The following is a 15,193-nucleotide window of genomic DNA, read 5'->3' as shown; positions in this document are numbered from 1 at the left end:
AAATCTGTTATTGAGTTTTGTTGAGGTAGTATTCTAATTGGAAATGGCTATTCAGATAATTGCCAAATGCATTCCATGAGTCGATTTCAATGCGAATGGCATCTCTGATGCTTTGAAAGAAAGCCACATAGTCTATGGCTCCTTCTTCATAAGAGGTGATGGCACCTTGCTGTTGTTCTTTGGCAAGAGGGAGTGCTTCCTGTCGATAATATTCCCACGAGCGCAACCATTTCTGATAATTTTCCCGGATACTGTTATAGGTACTGTTGAATTCTCTCTGAGCCTGGTCTAGGTTTTGACGGGCAATATTTCGTTCAATCCGGGCGGATTGAGTTTTCCCGGCCTTAGACCAGAAGAATACCGGAAGTCTGATCCCGATCTCATAGGAATTAAAGCCACCTTGCCCAGCTATTTCCTGCCAGCCATAACTGGCTTGAAAACTTGGTAAAAACTGACTTCTTTGTTCTTTAATCGATGCTTCCGCCACATCAATTTTTTGTTGATATAAAGCAATCAGCGGATGGTCGAATGTAGAATCTACCTGTAAAGGTTGAACAAGCTGTTCGGCTGAAACACTTTGAACCGTGTATAACGAGTCCCCCTCAAACCATTTGTTAAAAGCTCGAACAGCAGCCCCATAATCGCGGAAGGCTTGTTCTGTTTGTATGGTAATTTGGTTGGCCTGATTCATGATATTAAGATATCCCAGCCTGGAAATTTCCTCCGTTTCAAATTTTATTTCCGCAGCCCTAGCAATATCCCTGAATTGCTGGTTCAAGCGATTATAGATCTCATATTGTTGTTTAGCGATGAAAACCGTTGACCAGTCCTGCTTCACCCGGAGCCTGAGCTCTAACTCAGACAATTCATAGTTCAGCCTGGCAAGTTCTGTTTGTTCATTCCGATGATTTAGCCTTGGTAAAACACCGAACAGATCAAACTGCTGCTGAATGCCAAATTTTGTAGTAACACCGTCCGAACCGTTGCCGAACTCTTCACCTCCGGTAAAGAGGTTCGTATCGCCAAAGTCCCAGGCTGTTTTTCGAAGAGCCTTCCTGTTGTCAATTCCAAGCCTGGCTGCCTCAAGAGAAGGATAATTTGCTATCGCTTTTTGAACGGCCTGATCCAGCGCAATTTGCGGGAGGGTATCATTCAGCACCTGTTCCTGAGCCTGTACAGAATCGGGAGAAAGCAGCAGGCTTCCACCAATAATCAGCAACACAACGGAGGCCATAGAAGTACTACCCGGCTTGTGTTTTCTCATTTTACGCTTTTCTATGTACGCATAAAGGATGGGCAGCACGACCAACGTAAGCAGCGTGGCGCTAATCAACCCGCCGATTACAACAGTGGCCAGCGGCCGCTGTACTTCAGCACCTGCTGTTGTTGAAAACGCCATCGGAAGAAAACCCATAATAGCTGCCGTAGCGGTCAATAAAATAGGGCGAAGTCGCTCTTTGGTACCTGTCAAAATTCGTTCTTGTAAATCCATAACACCTTCGATTTTTAATGAATTAAACCGGCTGACGAGCACAAGGCCGTTTAGCACAGCCACTCCGAACAATACAATGAAACCAACTCCGGCAGAAATACTGAAGTCCATTCCACGTAAAGCCAGGAAGAAGACACCTCCAATAGAAGCCAGGGGAATAGCCAGATAGATCATTACCGACTGTGAGAACGATTTTAGTGCGAAGTACAGCAGCACAAAGATAAGAAACAGGGCTATAGGCACTACAATAGCCAATCGGTTCTTGGCCCGTTGCAGATTCTCAAATTCACCCCCATAAGTAATGTAATAACCCGGCGGCAGATTCAATTCGGCCTCCAGTTTTTCTTGAATATCCAAAACCACCGATTCCACATCCCGCCCGCGTGTATTCACACCAACATAGCTCCTGCGAAAGGTGTTATCTCGCGAGATCTGCATAGGCCCCGGCTGATAACTGATATCCGCCACTTCTTTAACCGGCACCTGTGCACCGTTTTCCAGATCTACATACAGATTGCGAATATCCTCAATGCCAGTACGATGAGCTTCATCAAAGCGGATCACAAGATCAAATCGTCTTTCGCCTTCGAATACAACTCCAGCAACACCTCCGGCAAAAGCTGAACTTACGTACTGATTGAGCTTCGTGATATCCAGTCCATATTGAGCCACTTTTTGCCGGTCATACCTAACGGTCATTTGAGGTAGTCCAGCCGTACGTTCGGGACTCACATCACCCACCCCTGGAATAGTTTGAATAATTTGAGCCATTTCCTGAACTTTCTCCGCCAATACATCTATGTCGTCTCCGTATAGCTTTACGGCGATATCTTCTCGTACACCTTCCAAAAGTTCGTTAAACCTAAGCTCTACCGGCTGGGTAAAAACGAAATTCACACCTATCATGGTCTGATCGAGTTTACTCTTTATTTTTTCTATCAGCTCCTCTTTAGATTCGGCAGAGATCCAGTTTTCTTTATTCTTGTCCAGAATGATGTACATGTCGGCAATGTCCATGGGCATAGGATCAGTGGGAATATCAGCTACCCCAATTCGAGCTGTTACTGTTTCTATCTCTGGAAATTCTTCCAGCAGTGTCGTCTCAATTTTCTTGGATTGATCGATCGCCTCTGATAATCCACTGCCCGGACGGAATAGGGCTTGCATGGCAACATCTCCCTCATCCAGTTGTGGAATAAATTCACCTCCCATTCTCGAAAAGGTGAACATCGCACCGCCAAAAAGCAGTATGGCAGCTACAATCACAACAGGTTTTCGCTTTAACGACCATTGGATAACCGGATCGTAGCCCTTCTGAATAAAGGATATAAGTTTGTTGCTGACCCGATCGAGGCCTCGCTCGAACCGGGCAAACCATCCCTTTCTATTTTGTGAGGGTTTCATAAACAGTGCCGAGACCATTGGTACATAGGTAAGACATAAAATAATAGCACCTAATACAGCAAACCCAAAGGTGAATGCCATAGGACGGAACATCTTACCTTCTACTCCTTCCAGAAACAGGATAGGGGCAAATACAATAAGGATGATCAACTGTCCAAAGAAGGCAGCATTCATCATGGTGCTGCTTGCCTTGTAGGCAATTTCATTCATCTGTGTTTTACTAAAAGCACGTTTTCCGGATTTCACCCTTTTTTCAATTTCATGAACCGTGCCTTCCACTATAATTACGGCTCCATCAACAATAATACCGAAGTCGATGGCTCCAAGACTCATTAGATTGGCCCACACCCCGGTGGCCTTCATCATTATAAAAGCAAAAAGCAGGGAAAGCGGAATAAGTGAGGCGGTTATTAACCCTCCGCGTAAACTTCCTAAGAGTATTACCAAAACGAAAACTACAATCAATGCACCTTCCACCAGGTTTGTGGTAACTGTACTGGTGGTTCGTTCAATAAGAGCACTTCGATCAAGGAAAGGCTCAATCTTTAAACCTTCAGGCAGTGACTTTTGAATTTCAGCAATTCTATCCTGAACGTTTTGAATGGTTGCATTCGGGTTTGAGCCTTTCAGCATCATAATAATGCCACCTACTGCTTCCTCACCATCCTGAGTAAAAGCTCCATAACGAATTTGAGTTCCAAAGGTAACCTCTTCTGCTACATCTCTGATTAGGATGGGTAGTCCGTTTTCGTTCTTGACTACAATGTTTTCTATATCTTCAAGGCTGCGTATCAATCCTTCGCCACGAATAAAATTAGCCATCTTGTTTTTCTCGATATAGGCCCCGCCGGTATTTACATTATTCCGGGACATTGCCTCATATACTTCTGAAATACTAACTCCCATTGCATTTAGTTTATCAGGACTTATGGCTACTTCATATTGTTTGATACCTCCACCGAAGGAGTTGACCTCTATAACCCCCTCCAGGAGCACCATTTGGCGCTTAATAATCCAATCTTGTATTGTGCGCAATTCATCAGGCGTATATTGATCTTCATATGCAGGGTCCACCTGAATGGAGTACTCGTAAATTTGGCCTAATCCACTTGAAATGGGCCCCATGGATGGACTTCCAAAATTCTCGGGGATCGTTTCGCCCAGTTCACTGAGTTTTTCCTGTACCAGTTGCCGGGGTAAATAGGTACCCATATCATCTTCGAAAACGATGGTAACCACGGATAACCCGAATCGGGATACCGAACGGATTTCAGTTACTCCTGGCAGGTTACCCATGGCAAGCTCCACGGGATACGTTACAAATTGTTCAATGTCTTCGGTAGATAGATTTTCCGATACCGTAATCACCTGTACCTGATTATTTGTAATATCAGGAACCGAACCTAGATTAATGGTCATCATAGAATATAATCCTACTCCTATTAGAGACAGGATAAACAAGCCGATGATAAACTTGTTCTTAATCGAAAAGGCAATAATTTTGTTGATCATGTTTACAGCTGAGTGAATATAGATTAGTCTTTGATGCCGATCTTTTTCAAATACTTTGGCTGAAACCACAGAATGACCAGAGTTAAACAGCTCGTTGAAAAAAATGGATGGGGCAGAATTTGTTTCTGCTAAATAGAGAAAGGCAGGTATTAAATCAGAAGTTGTGTGACTTTAATAACCTTAAGAGTTATTGGAGGGGATAAATTGTCTTTTAGATATACAGGTAACGTAATTTGAAAAACAGGTTCACCATAGTTCCCAAACAAATAAGGAATGATTGGAAACATAAACTTACAGTCCGGGCACTCATTTCTTAACAGTGCATCATCATAGCAGCACTGATTTTGAAATTGATGGTGCTTTTTTTCAACTGTTTTGTACCCAGAATTAGTCTCTTCTGAATGTTGTAATACAATTTCAAAACAGCCTTTATCTAAGTTGTAGGTAGAGGAAACATCATGAGTACTTGCTAATACAGAAACACTTAAGGGTAGAAAAAAGAAAAACCCTGCCCATGAAAAAAGAAAAGATGCGATAGTCGCAACATTCAGATTACGTAAGTATGCTCTGAAAAAATACAATTCTTTAAGGGGAAATATTGTGATTAAGTAGAATGCAGATAATAAGGATTATTTGTAATGCAACTCAATTGCAAAGATCAGGAAGAACAGGAAGGACAACTCCCGGTTATCACAAAATTGCCGTTGGATGGAGTAAAATTTTCGGGCAGATCGTAGTTAGGAATGCCAAGATGTGGAAAACAAAATGTTTGTTCACAGGAGAAACAATAAAAATGAACGTGCACATCATCTGGGTACGAACAGGTACAGTTTTCAGAACAAAGGGCATATTTAGTTATCCCACTTGCATCGTTTATTTGATGCACCAAACCATGTTCTAAGAATGTTTTTAAGGTACGATAAAGCGTTGTCCGATCTGCATGGGTAAACTTTTCTTCAAGATCTGATAGGCTTATTACCGACTTAGTTTCAGCCATGAAAAGAAGAATCCGCATGCGCATAGCGGTCGGTTGTATATCTCTGCTCTGCAATCTTTTTTCATGAATAGTCATCTTTATTGAAATAATATTCGTTGATTAATGTGTACAAGTAATATTCATACATAGGGCCGGTCGCCTGTATAAATTTTCCCAATTCAATTCTAAATTACCACTAAAATCTTTGAGACTCATATTTATTGATCTTGATAAAAATATATGAGTTCAGAGCAGTTATCTTGACGTTTTCAAAATTCTAAATAAGTGAAAGATTGGCAAGCTATAACACATTGACCCTTTCCTGATTTACTGATTCGGATTGCTTTTTAATACTCCGAAATCCCAACAAAAAAAGAAGAGGCAAAATTGCAGAGGGGATCTGTTGAGGAATAAATGACCAGCTTAGGAGAAAGAGCAGAAGAATAGCTGCATATAGTACCAAAAACACTTTATAATTTTCTGAAAGTCGTTTTCTGCCCATAAAAGAAAATATAAAGGCCGACAAGGCCGGGGCAGACCACACTATATTCCAATTCCATTTGGTTGAGGGATACGAAGAAAAAAACCACAAAAAAATGATCAACACTCCAATCAACCCAATTATCCCGAATAACAGACGGTCGAACCAAAACCAGAATGTGTGATTAGTTCTATAGAAAAACCCGGCAAGCAGGCTTGTAATCAGCAAAAACCAAAAGCTTAAAGTGGGGCTTACTCTCGCAGGACTAATGACAGACCGTTTCTGAGGAGCATAAAATCTCTGCTCTGAAACCAAGGCAAGACTTGTATCAGCTTGCTGTATCCGAGCGTGTGAAAATCCCTCTTTTAACAGGTCGGGTAAGAACAGCGTTTCCGACTCGGGTGGGTTGCGGTCGGCGGGAGTACCCAACAGCAAGTTAATCCCAAATTTTACCCAGGAAACGGATTTCACGTAGGGATTAATAAACTGCCGAAAACTATTCTTTGCCGAATTTTGCGGCTCTTGAAAATGGATTGAATCCCCAGCTACTGCCTTGACAGCCTCATAGATCCGGGTGGTACAGTTATCATAGAAGAACTCATAGGAATAATATCGATTTTCGGGCCGGGCGTTATTCTCCAAAAAATCATACAAGCGTTTGGTTTGATTCTCTGTTAGATTTAATCGCTGTTCAGTAATAATGCGGCCGTCATTCAAATATGCTTTTTTTGCATTCTCAAACTTGTTCACCGAAAGAAAATATCGCAGATCGCCGAGGGCAAATTTCCAATAAAACCCTGGAGCGTTGAAATCAAAAGTACCATAATTATATGCGCGATCTACACCTGCTTCCGGGTCGTAAATGCGCAAGGCAGTATGGCCAAACAAAGTGTACAATTCAGCACCGGAAGAAGTCGTAAGGAGACTGACCTGAGCTTCCGGCGAAAGTTTAGGTTGCCCGGCGTCTACAGAAGAAGTTGCTGCAATAAATAGTATCAGGAAAAAGCTTACTGCTTTAGTTATAGTGTGCAACATATTGGCCGAGCTAATTTATCTTTGAATAGGTTAGGATTTGTAAGCTAACAACCTCAACGCATTAAATACCACAACTACTGTTGACCCTTCGTGGCCGATGACTGCCCAACCCATGCTCAGGCCAAAAATCGTAGCTGGTACAAGCAGAGCCACCATACCCAGGCTGATCCACAGGTTCTGCTTGATGATCGATTTGGTTTTGCGGCTCAGTCCGATGGCAAACGGAAGAACGGAAATCTTGTCGGCCATTAAAGCTACATCGGCTGTTTCAAGGGCCACATCTGATCCGGCTGCTCCCATAGCAATGCCCACCGTGCTGTTGGCCATAGCCGGGGCATCGTTTACACCGTCGCCTACCATCGCTACGTCGCCTTCCTCTTCACGAAGCTTTTTGACAGCTTCCACCTTGTCTTCAGGCAGTAAATTACCCTTGGGGTCATCGATGCCAATTTCTTTAGCAACAGCGTCTGCTACCCGCTGATTGTCTCCCGTAAGCATAATCAGGTGGGTCAAGCCCATGTCTCGCAGTTTTTGAATCACATCCTTGGCATCCTCGCGGGGCGTATCCATGAGTCCCAGCATACCAAGATATCGATCACCATGACGAACAATCATGGTCGTTTTACCTTCTCCTTCCAATTCTTCTACCCTTCGTCTAAGGTCTTCAGAGAGTTTAATACCATCGGCCTCTTCAAATAGCTCCGCATTCCCGATATACACTGTTGTATCTTTAATCGTTGCTTTTACTCCCCGCCCTGTAATGGATTCAAGATCTTCGGCTTCGGGAAAATCAGTTTCCCCTAACTTCTCTTTTCCATCACGTACTACGGCAGCAGCCAGCGGATGGTCGCTCAAACCTTCAACCGCTACAGCCGTTTGCAGCAGCTCCCGCTCTTCGACACCTTCAAAGGTAATTACATCAGTAAGTCTGGGCTCGCCTTCTGTGAGGGTTCCGGTTTTATCAAAAGCTAACGCCTTTAATATTCCAAGGTTTTCAAGGGGGCGACCGCCTTTTATCAGAACTCCACCTCTTGCGGCTCGTCCTACACCGCTAAGCACTGCGCTAGGGGTAGAAATGGCCAGTGCACAGGGACTTGCTGCCACAAGAACCGCCATGGCCCGATAAAAACTTGCTGAAAAAGATTCATCTATAACCAGAAAAGCAAAATTCAATATCACCACTAATACTAACACGGACGGTACAAAATACTTTTCAAATTTGTCGGTGAACTGTTGGGTCGGCGACTTCTGGGCTTCGGCTTCGTTAACCAGCTTGATCAGGCGAGAAAGTGTGGAATCTTTGGAAAGTTTCGTCACCTTTACCTCCAGACTTCCATTTCCATTGATGGTTCCGGCAAACACGCGATGCTTATCGTCAATAGAATCGGCGTCTTCATCGATGGATTCAGGATCGTCATATTCCATCTTGTCCACGGGCACGCTTTCGCCGGTGATGGGTGCCTGGTTGACGCTGCTCTCGCCATTGATAACTACCCCGTCGGCGGAAATTTTACTGTTCGGTTTGATCACAATAACATCTCCAACCTGCAACTCCTCAACAGGTACCTCTTCGGTGGTTCCATCTTTTTTTCGCAGAGCGGTTTTTGGCGCAAGGTCAGCAAGCCCTTTGATGGCATCTCGCGCCCGACCCATAGCATAGTGTTCCAGGGAATGTCCAAGGCTGAACAAGAAAAGCAGAAGCGCCCCCTCAGCCCACTCCCCAAGGATTGCAGCTCCAATCGCGGCAACCAGCATCAGGAAATCAATCTCGAAATTTCCGGCTTTTACTTCGGTGTAAGCTTCCTGCACCAGATAGAATCCACCAAAGAAGTAGGAGCTCACATATAGTGAAAGCGATACCCAGCCGGGCACCGTGCTCACATAGGAGAGGCCGAATCCTATGCCGAGCAAGCCACCGCATATCAGCGAGAAGATCAGCTCGGTCTTTTCGCCAAAGATGCCGCCGTGATCGTGGGTATGATCGTGCGATTCTTCGTCTTCATAATCCGAATCGTGATCATGCTCATGGCTATCATCTTCATGATTAGCCTCACTTTCCTCATGATTCTCTTCATTTTTGGCAGGTGGTTTTTCTATATCATTATTCATTTCATAGCTTCTATCCCGTGACTTAGATTCCTTCTTAAGAAGAGTTTCAACCTCTTCATTTCGATGTTTGATTGATGCTGGCTTAACGCTCAGCCCCATATCTTGAAGAGCAATTATCAAATCTTTAATTGTAGTCTTGCTTTTGTCGAATTCCATTCGAATCCATCCGCTGGACCCGGCAAAGGCATCAACTACACCCTCCAATTCATTTAGCATACGGGTAATGCTTCGGGCATGACGGGCATGTCTGTTTCCAACTACTTCAACCAACAAGTGGCCGAATTTATCGTGCAGTTGAGCCCCGGTCTGTTCGGCAATACTTTTTATTCGATGCAGTGTAATGACATCAGGATCAAAATGAATGCAAAGCTGGGGCGGATTTTCTTCGCTTTTGACATGCACCCGAAAAATACCTTCCCGCCCCTCTAAGGTTCCGGTTAACCGGGACACACATTGATCTTTTAAATCAGGTATTTCAGGCAATAAAACAGGTAAATCAAGTTTAAGTTTTTCCATAATGTCCTAATTTGAGTTAAAAAAAGCTGAACCAGGATTCAACCTAATCCAGCTTGTGAATAGCTGTAACGGTGCATTCTTATGTACTATTCACATAATTTTGCATAGGTACTTTATTCGTGTGTATTGTTAATCCACTTCCATCCCTTGTAGGCTTCTTCTGTATAAAAGTATTTAAGTTCTTCTTTGCTTATTGCATCGACCAATTGTGTTCCCCATTCCTGCCATTTCTTTTCACCAACAATAGCAATTCGGTCGAAATACCCAATGTAGTCCGCATCAAGATTTAAATCTTTCCAGGCAGCGGCTACACTTTCCCACCCTTTAAAGCCCTGCATACTAATATAAAGATGAGGATCGTCAGATTGAGAAATATGATTATTTAACATTGGAATAAGTTCATCAAGATCCTGCATTGTCAATTTTCCTGAAATATTCAAAACCAAAACTGACGAATCACTAAGTTCACTAACTTCTATCATAATAGTTTTCGATCATTCCTGTACCGTTGCTAATTATTTACCATAATGTACAATACTACCTCTGTTGAGTCTTGCAGATTTATGTGGTACTTGTGCAGGATTTTGCTGTTAAGCTGACTTCACGAAACTTAAAGAGACTACCACAGGTTTAAGGTTTACAAGAAAAAGTTAACAGTAAAGACTTCAACTTTGAATTATCAAAACGATCAATATCAACCAAACTCACAATTTTCTGTATTCCCAACCGCGGTTAAAAACTTACTTATCATAAACGCGTTGGTTTTCATAGGGTTGAATATTCCGGGTTTAGGTAACTTTCTATACCAATTGGGGGCACTTTGGCCTCTCGAATCCGGAAGGTTTGAAATATGGCAGCCGGTGAGCTATCTCTTCCTGCACGCTGGGTTTGCACACATCTTTTTCAATCTCTTTGCACTATGGATGTTTGGTCAAGCTATTGAAAACTATTGGGGTTCTAAGCGATTTACTATCTATTATTTTATAACAGGAATTGGGGCTGCAATTATTCAATTGATATTTGTAAATGCCAACGTTCCTACTGTTGGCGCATCGGGGGCGGTTTATGGAATTTTGCTTGCCTTTGGCATGATGTTTCCAAATCGTTATATCGTTCTTCTTATTCCTCCTATACCCATTAAAGCCAAATATTTTGTAGCAATATTTGGAGGCATTGAGCTAATGAACGGAGTATTAGGCACACAGGCCGGAGTGGCCAATTTTGCACATCTGGGTGGAATGTTCTTTGGGTACGCCTTAATTAAATTTTGGGGACTAAAGAGGCCAGGGTAATAGATAAAGCTTTTTTTATTCAAGCTGTTCCGGAACAAACATAGACAGCTCCGAAGTAATACTCCTTCATTTCTGATTGCTGAAAATGCTGTTCCATAGATTTCCATGGAGTTCTTTTCGTGTGAGCCTTTCGTACTCCATAGGTTTTCAGGAATGAAAGGGTGACATCTACTAACCATTCAGGCCACTTTTCCGGTTTTTTGAATTCAAAAATAGACATCCGTTTGCCCGGTTTTAATTCATCAGCAACGTACTGTATGATTTGATCATATTCTGGCGACATAGTCAATGCAGCAGTAGAAAGCACAGCATCCGTATGTTCTGGAATAGCAAAATCAGCCATATCTGACTCGACCAGTTGCACATTTTTCCAACCGTGTCGTCGTACCCGTGTCTGTGCTTTATCTAACATTGATTTCGATAAATCAACTCCAATGATCGTGCCTTTGTATCCAACCATTCGCTGGAGTATGGAAAAATTTAGTCCTGTACCACATCCCAAGTCAATAACTGTATCTCCCAGTTTTAGCGATAATCCTTTAATAGCTTCTCTTCTGTAAAACTGATACTGAAACCCAATAAGGTTGAACAGCCAAAGTGAAAGATCGTATCGGTCCGCCCAATCACTGTAGATTTCTTTGATTTGATTTTTCGAAAGTATTTCTTGGTCCATGATAATTGTGCCTTTTGTTCACAAAAGTACCTACTCATTAAATTTAGCTTAGTACATTTAAGTTCTTAATTATCTCATTTAGAATAGACTCTTGGGTAATATATTTATTGAATTCAACAATCAGGCTGCCGGTTGGTACGATCAAAACATTCATAACTCCTTTCAAATTTTTCAGAACAGAAGAAGCAGCCTTAAGCTTTTCGGAATCTGTGAATTCTTTTAATCTAATTTGAAAGTGGCCAAAGGTTTGATCGAGCGAATTGGCAGTTTCCCTGACCATCCTTTTTACCTGATGCTCACTAATAATTTCTGGATCAAAAGAAATGGTGAGTTGGGGCTTATCTGTAACTGATTCACTTTTTTTTATCTTTAAAATTCCTTCCCGTTTTTTTAGGCTGCCTAACAGCCGGTCAATGCAAAAATCTCTTGAGTCAGAAACACTTTTCAATAATTTTCCAAGTTCGATTTTCATTATTTCCATAGAATTTATTGCTCCCTTTTTAATCAGTAATGATATTTTCTTATACCAATATTTGACCCATACTATCTATTTCCGCCAAAGAAATCTTGCAGATATATGATATCTATATGCAATTTTATGTTACAAACGATCAATGGAAGTTCTTTTTTGTTCTTTAATTTCTTTGAAGTGAGATGGTGATAGTCCTGTTTCCTTTTTGTATTTCTACAAAGAGGCAATGATTTCATTGATTAAGACAGGAGCCTTTTGTCTTTAGATATAAATCTAAATTTTAATTTAAACTGATATCATTCCGGTTCTAAGTGGATCAAAATATCTCTGAGATAAGGATGTAAATCCAGCAACTCGTCCTTGACTTCATGACATACGCGATGTCCTTCTTCTACGGATAAATCTGCAGGCACTCGAAGATGGAAATCCATTAGGATATCGAACCCCAGTTTGCGCAGGCGAACTTTTTCTATACTTTGAACTTCGGGATGGGATAAGGCAATCTTTTCTACATCATGCAACCACTCTGGGGCGGGTTGTTCATCCATAAGTTCACCAATAGCGGGGCGGCCAATATGCCAGGCGTTGTACAGAATACTTGCTGAAGCAAACAAGGCTGCCCAGTCATCAGCTATCTCGTAGCCTTCTCCTCCTATGAGGGCGATGGAGATGCCAATAAAAGCGGCAGCGGATGTTATGGCATCGCTGCGATGGTGAAAAGCATCGGCTTGTATGGCACTACTTTCAACCGATTCGCCAACATCGGAAACATATCGAGAAAGCGTTTCTTTAATAATAATGACCCCGGCAAGGACAATAAGCGTCCACCATGCCGGTGGGTGATGTCGAGTCGTAAGGTTTCCAATACTTTCAATGGCAATAAACGCAGCGGCAATGGTTAGACCGAGGACAACAACAACAGCTGCAATGGGTTCGGCTTTACCGTGACCATACGGATGGTTTTCATCGGGTGGCTGGGCAGCCTTTCTAAGCCCCAAATACATGACAATGGCCGTAAAGATATCGCCTACCGATTCAACGGCATCTGCAATGAGGGCAAAGGAGTTTCCCAGGAAACCGGCGACAGCTTTCCCTGCCGCAAGCAGAATACTAACTGCTATGCCAAGGAAAGTGGTGCGAAATCCTTTTTCTGCAGGATGTTTCTCATTGTTACTCAAACTCAGTACACCCCTCAGTCGGTTGATAAACGGCAGCACTTTGCTGATAAACCAAGCTGGCGCCGAGGTGAGCAGTGTATCCCAGATAGAGGCTACCAACTACCAGCAGCAACGTTATCAGCCATCCTTTGAACTTGTTTTTAATGATGGCAAGCTTTTTCCATGAGATGAAGTCGATTACGTCCAACAGTACGGCAGCGGAAAAAAAGTATCCAACGGTAAAGGCAGCATTCTCGTGAGCCTCCAGCACCGTCGGGTCACACAAGGTTCGGGTGACTATGGAATCGGCCAGCGTGCCGGTATAGATGGTAATCCAAACGGATAAAATGCCGGTGTATAATGACACCCGGCTCATATTCTTGATAAACCGGGCATTCCCTGAAGAAAAAAGGGGGTGAATAATTCTCAGCAGGGCGGCACCCAATAGCAGTACAATCGGGAAATGAACCATCATTGGGTGCCACAATTCCGTACGCCAGATACTCGGAATCTCGCTCATTTACTCGAGAAGTTTAACGCTTTTGGGTTCCAATCGTTGCCCCACCTTTTCCACGGTCACTTCTACCCGATCTCCCTGCTCCAGCGTGCTAAAAGGAACGGTTTCCCCATTCCGGGTTAGTGTGGTTGAATCCGTAAAGTACAGCTCCAGCCGCTTATTGTTTTCGGTTTCTACATATATTTCAGTCTCTTCGGCGTTGAGTTCAGCAATAGTTCCTGTGTAAGTGCCAGATTCAACCACATCGGTACCTTCACCGCAGGCAGAAAGTGTTAAAGTGAGGGCAACTAACAATAATATTAAATTGTATTTTTTCATCGTTATAAAGTTCATTTTAAAGATTTAATGATGGTTTATAACCAGTATAAGCTAAATGATTTTCTTGTTTTTATCATTCATCTGGCATCTTTGTTCAATAGTATCCATTTCCTCCTTTGAAATCTTATGCATATATGATATCTATATGCAATTTTATGTTACAAGCGATCAATGGAAGTTCTTTTTTGTTCTTTAATTTCTTTGAAATGAGATGGTGATAGTCCTGTTTCCTTTTTGAATTGACGAGAGAAGTGCTGTTGACTGCTATAACCAAGCTCGAAAGCAATCTCACTTAAATTTTGCTCTCCATAAACAATCAATTCTTTAGATCGCTCAATCTTCTGTAAAATAAAGTATCGTTCTATAGATTTTCCCTCTACACTGGAAAACAGTCTGCTAAGATGTTGATAGTCTTTGTGAATGTTCTCCACTATATACTCCGACAGATTACCCTCCAGTTTATTCCGGCCATAAATGATCTCAAGAATCAGATGTTTGATTTGTTCCACCAACTGACTGCTTTTATCACTTATAATTTCAAATCCATTTTGATGAACAATATTTGTTAGTTTGATAAACTGTAGCCGGTTCACCGGTTCTTGGAGCTTTATAGCACCCAACCTCATTGATTCTACTACAAAACCAGCTTCATTTAATTTACTCTCCAGTACTTCTCCGCAATGTTCACACACCATATTTTTTATACGAAAAATTTGTTCTTCCATGGTCATAGTTATGTTTAAAAAGTTGCTGTTGTAACAACAATTAAGCGGTGCATTTCAAATCGCAGTTCATTGTTATCACGAATATAATTTCAGATGACTACTGCCACGGTCAAATGGCAGCAATCTCGGGGTATAAAGTGATGTAATCTTAGCCTATCGAATCACTTCATCGTCGATTTCCCCAGTTCGAATTCTTATAGCTTTATCTACTTCGGATACAAAGATTTTACCATCACCCGAATTCCCCGTTTTCCCTTTTTGGATGATCGTATCAATAATTTCAGCAACCCGTTCATCGGGAACAACGGTTTCCAGTTTTATACGGTTGGTGAGCCGTGCTTTATCTTTGGCTTTAACGTGCCCCCATCCCCGCACATCCGATAAGGTTATACCAGGCGGTTCTGGTAAGGCTTCAAGGCCATCAATGACGTAATCAATCATGTTGGTACGAATAAATGCTTTAATCTCTTTCATAGTATCAGGTGTTTTGAATTAAGACCTGTCCGGTTATTAA

At 42.3% G+C, this 15,193-nt stretch carries 13 protein-coding genes; 1 reads left to right on the top strand and 12 read right to left on the bottom strand.

Annotated elements, in window-relative coordinates:
- Positions 1 to 7 precede the first annotated feature (7 nt).
- The 5 genes from HUJ22_RS14100 to HUJ22_RS14085 all read right to left on the bottom strand — a co-directional run bounded on the left by HUJ22_RS14100 (position 8) and on the right by HUJ22_RS14085 (position 10,007).
- On the bottom strand, positions 8 to 4,408 hold the full coding sequence (locus HUJ22_RS14100; protein ID WP_290878338.1) for a CusA/CzcA family heavy metal efflux RND transporter: 4,401 nt from the start codon (positions 4,406 to 4,408) through the stop codon (positions 8 to 10).
- 658 nt (positions 4,409 to 5,066) lie between these two features.
- Positions 5,067 to 5,429: a transcriptional repressor gene (locus HUJ22_RS14985; protein WP_366871105.1), complete on the bottom strand. Its 363-nt coding sequence runs from the start codon at positions 5,427 to 5,429 to the stop codon at positions 5,067 to 5,069.
- A 256-nt stretch (positions 5,430 to 5,685) separates the two neighbouring features.
- Entirely contained in the window at positions 5,686 to 6,900 is a 1,215-nt protein-coding gene (locus HUJ22_RS14095; protein ID WP_290878337.1) for a DUF4105 domain-containing protein, read from the bottom strand.
- 30 nt (positions 6,901 to 6,930) lie between these two features.
- The gene (locus tag HUJ22_RS14090; RefSeq protein ID WP_290878336.1) at positions 6,931 to 9,525 is read right to left on the bottom strand and encodes a heavy metal translocating P-type ATPase; all 2,595 of its coding nucleotides are present in this window, start codon (positions 9,523 to 9,525) and stop codon (positions 6,931 to 6,933) included.
- A gap of 113 nt (positions 9,526 to 9,638) precedes the next feature.
- The gene (locus HUJ22_RS14085) at positions 9,639 to 10,007 is read right to left on the bottom strand and encodes an STAS/SEC14 domain-containing protein (RefSeq protein WP_290878335.1); all 369 of its coding nucleotides are present in this window, start codon (positions 10,005 to 10,007) and stop codon (positions 9,639 to 9,641) included.
- Positions 10,008 to 10,196: 189 nt separating this feature from the next.
- On the opposite strand from HUJ22_RS14085, the gene HUJ22_RS14080 reads away from it, so the two are divergent.
- Entirely contained in the window at positions 10,197 to 10,817 is a 621-nt protein-coding gene (locus HUJ22_RS14080) for a rhomboid family intramembrane serine protease (RefSeq protein ID WP_290878334.1), read from the top strand.
- A 19-nt stretch (positions 10,818 to 10,836) separates the two neighbouring features.
- Here HUJ22_RS14080 and HUJ22_RS14075 read toward each other — a convergent pair whose 3' ends face one another.
- The 7 genes from HUJ22_RS14075 to HUJ22_RS14045 form a co-directional block, all read right to left on the bottom strand.
- Positions 10,837 to 11,490, bottom strand: a complete 654-nt coding sequence (locus HUJ22_RS14075; RefSeq protein WP_290878333.1) for a methyltransferase domain-containing protein — start codon at positions 11,488 to 11,490, stop codon at positions 10,837 to 10,839.
- A gap of 43 nt (positions 11,491 to 11,533) precedes the next feature.
- Entirely contained in the window at positions 11,534 to 11,971 is a 438-nt protein-coding gene (locus tag HUJ22_RS14070; RefSeq protein WP_290878332.1) for a hypothetical protein, read from the bottom strand.
- 287 nt (positions 11,972 to 12,258) lie between these two features.
- Positions 12,259 to 13,140 carry a cation diffusion facilitator family transporter gene (locus HUJ22_RS14065; RefSeq protein WP_290878331.1) on the bottom strand — a complete coding sequence of 294 codons (882 nt, stop codon included), beginning with the start codon at positions 13,138 to 13,140 and terminating at the stop codon, positions 12,259 to 12,261.
- Positions 13,133 to 13,639: a DUF2231 domain-containing protein gene (locus HUJ22_RS14060; RefSeq protein ID WP_290878330.1), complete on the bottom strand. Its 507-nt coding sequence runs from the start codon at positions 13,637 to 13,639 to the stop codon at positions 13,133 to 13,135. Before HUJ22_RS14060 ends, HUJ22_RS14065 begins: the two co-directional genes overlap by 8 nt.
- Positions 13,640 to 13,954 (bottom strand): hypothetical protein, encoded by a 315-nt coding sequence (locus tag HUJ22_RS14055; RefSeq protein WP_290878329.1) that lies wholly within the window; start codon positions 13,952 to 13,954, stop codon positions 13,640 to 13,642.
- A gap of 158 nt (positions 13,955 to 14,112) precedes the next feature.
- Positions 14,113 to 14,679 (bottom strand): AraC family transcriptional regulator, encoded by a 567-nt coding sequence (locus HUJ22_RS14050; protein WP_290878328.1) that lies wholly within the window; start codon positions 14,677 to 14,679, stop codon positions 14,113 to 14,115.
- A 153-nt stretch (positions 14,680 to 14,832) separates the two neighbouring features.
- On the bottom strand, positions 14,833 to 15,153 hold the full coding sequence (locus HUJ22_RS14045) for a P-II family nitrogen regulator (RefSeq protein ID WP_290878327.1): 321 nt from the start codon (positions 15,151 to 15,153) through the stop codon (positions 14,833 to 14,835).
- Positions 15,154 to 15,193: the final 40 nt, after the last annotated feature.

Source organism: Gracilimonas sp., from assembly GCF_014762685.1.
Lineage (GTDB): Bacteria > Bacteroidota > Rhodothermia > Balneolales > Balneolaceae > Gracilimonas.
This window is presented reverse-complemented; position numbering and strand designations above follow the sequence as displayed.